Below are 4,965 nucleotides of genomic sequence, written 5' to 3'. Positions count from 1 at the left end.
AGATTGTCTTGCGCATTTTCGCCTGTGTTCGGGAAGACCGCAATTATGACGAAAACTTTTCTTTCCCCTTTGTTTAAATCATAGAAATCGGTCCGATTGCCATGCGGGGGTTGCTCCTTTTAATTACCAGTCGGGCAGCAGTGTCCGAGGGAGACCTGGCGTGAGCCAACACGCCCGTAAACGGCTTAAGTCCTTGTTTCATCTAGGAGCTATGTCAGCCATCCGAGCCAAAGGCGAGTTGCAAGACTACTACCAGCGGAAAGTCAAGGAGGGTAAGAACAAAATGCTCGTCCTTAACGCGGTTCGCAACAATCGGACCGCCGAAGCGGCTCATCCATCGAGTGTACGCGGTGGTAGGCCGGGGCGAAAAATATGATAAAAATTATGTGTCCCCACTTGCATAAACCATAGAAATCGGACCGGCAGCGTTCGCGACGTTGAAGCCACCAGTCAGGCAATTGCCGCGCAGGAGCGACTAAACGAACTGTTCGTTGATTTCGCCCGGCAGCACGACGAAGCCGGTATCGAAGAAGTGTTTAATCAGCTGTACAATGCATACGTACCGCGTCGATTCGCCCGTCCGTCGACCAGCCATTATCTAAATGCTAATCCCGCTATCACGTTGCGGGAGCATCAGTTCCGGGCCGTCGAACGCATCAAGCTACAGGATACTATGCTGGCACACGCCGTAGGTAGCGGCAAGACGTTTACCATGATTACAGGCGCTATGGAATTGAAACGGCTGGGTATTGCCCGTAAACCGCTGCTTGTTGTGCAGAATTCGACCGTTGACGACGTAGCCCGTAGCTGGCGGCTGTTGTATCCGTCGGCGGTGGTATACGTGCCTCAGCGGGGCGATCTGGAAGCAGGCGGCCGCAAACGCTTTCTTCAGCGGATTGCTACCAATCAGTTTGACGGCATCGTGATTCCGCAAAGTTTCCTCAAACTGATTCCCGACGACCCGGCCAGTGAGCAGGCGTTTTTGCAGGAAGAAATTGACCGGATCGAAGCCGCGGTTGCCGCAACCGCCCGGCAGGACAAGTCAAAAAAGTCATTAGTAAAGTGGCTGAACGAATTACGGCTACGGCTGGAAGGGCGACGACTACGGCAGGCCGACCGCAAAAAAGATAACATACTGTCGTTTGATGAGTTGGGCATCGACGCGCTGTTCCTGGATGAATGCCATAAATACAAACGACTGGGCTTCTATACGTCGAGACGGGGTATCAAAGGCATTGACCCGGCTGGTTCTGAAGACGCGTTGAGCGCCATGTTTAAATGCCGGTCAGTGCAGGCCCGACAGGGACGGGTTGTGCTGGCCACTGGTACACCAATCAGCAACACAATGGCCGAAGCCTGGACGATGTTACGCTTTATCGCACCGACCCGGCTTGACGAAGCCCGCATTGCTACGTTCGATCAGTTCGCCGGGGCGTTCGGTCAGTTGATCTCGTCGTTTGAACTGACAACAACGGGCCAGTTTAAAGCCGTGTCCCGTTTCGCCCAATTTGTAAACGTACGGCAGTTATCCGAACTATACCGCGCCCACGTCGACGTGGTACTGAATGATTATATTGTCGAGTTTCAGCACGATCAGACGTTACCGGTGCTGAAAAACGGCGGATTTACCAAAATTGTGCTGCCGCAGACGGAGGGCGTACAAGATGCGCTGGATACTATCAAAGAACGGCTCCGCCGGTTTGAGGACCTGACGGGTAGCGAAAAGCGCGAGAATAGCCATCTGCCGCTGGTTCTGTTCGGGCAGGCTCGCAAAGCGACTCTCGACGTCCGGCTGTTGTCACCCCTGAAGGACGATGAAGAAGGCTCGAAACTAAATCGGGCTGTTACGGAGATCGTACGGCTGTACAGGCTAGCCGACGCTTACAAGGGTACACAACTGGTTTTTGCCGATGTATTCCAGTCCCCCGCCCGCCTGTTCGTTGACGAAGACGACAACTACGCCGAAGCTATACGGTTTAACCTGTTTGACGAACTAAAAGAAAAGCTGCTGACGGTCGGTATAACGGCCGACGAACTGGCTATCTGTCCGGCCGAGGCCGATAAACGGGAAGCTGTCTTTGCCCGTGTACGAACCGGGGCAGTCCGGGTAATGCTGGGAACGTCGGAGCGGATGGGTATTGGCGTTAACGTACAGGAACGGCTGGTTGCGCTTCACCACCTCGACGCGCCCAACCGCCCGACCGATTTTGAGCAGCGGAACGGCCGCATTATCCGGCAGGGAAATCTACATGCTACCTGGGGGATGCCGATTGAAATTCTGACGTACGGTGTCGATAAAACGCTGGATGCTACCGCCTACGGTCGGTTGGCGGTAAAGCAGAAATTCATCAATCAGATATTGAAAGGACATCTGACCGACGAGGCCATGAATGATGTTTCAGCCGACGACGATTTTGCGGCTATGTCGTTCGATCAGATGATGGCAACCTTGTCCGGTAGTCAGTACGCACTGGCTTACGCAGCCAAACAGCTTGATCTGTCGCGGTTATTGACAGCCCGGAAGAACTGGCAGCGCAGTGTACTCGACGCGCAGACGCAGGTTGAACGCGCCCGGCGGATTCTGTCTGAACAGAATCCGCTATTGCCCCTACTTGAATCGGAAGCGGCCGTATTGAAAACCCGGTTTACTGATGAACGGAGCGGCCAATATCAGCCTACCAACATACTAATCGATGGTGTCACGTACACCGAAAAGTTTGGTAAGCCGGTACAGGAACTGCTGGAGCAGTTACGGGGACAACTGAAACGGCGGGTAACCCCGCAGGCGGTGCTTTTGGTCAATGGTCTGCCACTAACACTAACCGGAGAAATTCGACAGGACGTGTTTACGCTCAGGAATGAGTACGTATTTACCTATCAGTGGGGAAACAGCCTGTGCGGGGAAATTACGAGCGGACCAGGCCTGGTCCAGTCGCTGCGGCAGGCTGTGGCTCATGCTGCTTATCTACCGGCACAGTGTCAGCAACGTATCGACCGCGCCCGAGCGGACGAAGCAGCCTTTCTGCAACGGGTAAACGAACCCTTTCGGCACGGTGAAGCTATCCGGCAACTCGAACTGGAAATAGACGATTTACAAACGGCCATGCTACAGGAATCGGAGCTGCTGGAGGAACTGGTAGACGCATAATCGGAGTCAGCGCGTGGGGACCCTCCCGCGCGCTGAACTTTTGACCGTTCACTGTTCGTACCACTTCCTTCGCTCCTGTCGTCGGTCGGAAGCCATACGAACCAATTCAAACCGGGACGTCGCTCAAGGGTGACAACCCGTCTTCACACTCACTATGTAAACGGTTTTACAATCCGCTTCCACCTAAGCTGTCTATTGGTGACCGGGTACATCTGATCAGCATTGGCGCCATCGGCGTTGTTACAGGCTATGAGCGGTTCGATATACGAGTTCAAATCGATGGCAGACTCAACGACGTAACCATGTGCGTCGGATATCTGGAGAAGCTAAAATAGTAACCTGCCCCGGCGGGGAAACAGGCTTCGCCATACACTGGGCAGACCATGCCTTGGCCCGCTGTCGCCAGCCTGCGGCACCATCTGCCCTCAGTGCTACAAACCGGACAACCGCCACCCGGCGGTTCTCCGTACACGGTATCACGGAAATACATAAATAAACCAGCCTGATGACGTAGACGAAAGGGGGCGTATGTTCGCTGTAAAGTTCTGTATGTCAGCTATATATATTGTTAGGGTAGCCGTTGAGCCGTATCTTTATAGTGTTCTTCAAGCGCGGCACCGACGTGTTAATTCGGGCGACTGATATGCAGCGTGAAAAAACTTCCGCACAGCGGGGCGGTACGACCGGGGGCGCGTCCGACCTGTACGCCCGAGTTACTAATCTGATTGTGGCTGAACTGGAAAAAGGATCGATTCCCTGGCGCAAGCGGTGGGGCATTCTGGCCGATGGCCGCACCGAGGTGGCTCAGAATTACGTCAGCAAACGACCCTATACCGGTATCAACAGCGTACTGCTTGGTTGCGGTGCAACCTATGAACGGCCCTATTACCTTACGTTTAAACAGGCATCCGAGTTAGGCGGTAAAATCCGTAAAGGGGCACAGGGAAATCTGGTTGTATTCTGGACGGTGCTGGAGAAAGACAAGGAAGTAACTAACCGGAAGGGCGAGACGAAGACCAAAACCGTCGGTGTTCCCCTGCTGCGCCACTACTACGTTTTCAACGTGGCCGACGTCGAAGGCGTAACCATTGAATTACCCAAATTGAAGAAGCCGGACGTTCTCGACGAATTGTACCGCTACAACGCCTGTGACGCTGTATACGCTGGTTACGCCGGTGCTCCCGACATCGTACACCGCGATCCCGCGCGGGCTTATTACAGCCCATTGTTTGACGTGGTCAATATGCCCCGCCCTACCGCGTTCGACTGTCTGGAAGCCTACTATCTGGTTTTGTTTCATGAACTGATTCACTCAACCGGACATCGTGACCGCCTGAACCGGGAGGAACTGGCAAAGTCGGACGGCTTTGGTGGGGAGCGGTACGCGAAAGAAGAACTAACGGCTGAAATGGGTGCCTGTTATCTGGCCAGTAACTGCGGCCTCGATCTGACCGATAACCGGCTGATTGAAAACTCAGCGGCTTACCTGCAAAGCTGGCTGACGGGGTTGCGCAACGACAAAACACTTATCTTCCGGGCGGCTGGTCAGGCACAGAAAGCCGCTTCATTTATCCTGAATGGAGTTGATGAACTGGTCGAGTCGGAACCAGCGACCGCCTGATACGAATTGGGCCGGGCAACTGCCCGGCCCAATTTATTTTTTCTACTTTGGTCGAAGCGAAACCGAACTTCAATCTTCTGTCGAAAGCCAAAAATTTATGTCTGTCATGTCCTAGAATAGGTTTACAGCCCGCAACTGAGCTGTAACATGAACAAACGACAAAGAGCCGTACGAGAATACTTACTGGGTGGGTGCA

The 4,965-nt window shown here is 53.8% G+C and carries 2 protein-coding genes and 1 pseudogene; all 3 read left to right on the top strand.

The annotated features are described in order from the left end of the window. Positions 1–97 precede the first annotated feature (97 nt). Positions 98–404: pseudogene (locus ACYVIY_RS28535) on the top strand (transposase); the annotation flags it as partial. A 128-nt stretch (positions 405–532) separates the two neighbouring features. Further along, positions 533–3,148: a DEAD/DEAH box helicase family protein gene (locus ACYVIY_RS28530; protein ID WP_460980081.1), complete on the top strand. Its 2,616-nt coding sequence runs from the start codon at positions 533–535 to the stop codon at positions 3,146–3,148. Between the two features lie 643 nt (positions 3,149–3,791). Further along, positions 3,792–4,769 (top strand): ArdC family protein, encoded by a 978-nt coding sequence (locus ACYVIY_RS28525; RefSeq protein ID WP_460980079.1) that lies wholly within the window; start codon positions 3,792–3,794, stop codon positions 4,767–4,769. Positions 4,770–4,965 lie beyond the last annotated feature (196 nt).

This window comes from Spirosoma knui (assembly GCF_054780635.1).
Note: the sequence above shows the minus strand (reverse complement) of the source record. Positions and strands in the feature narration are given on the sequence as shown.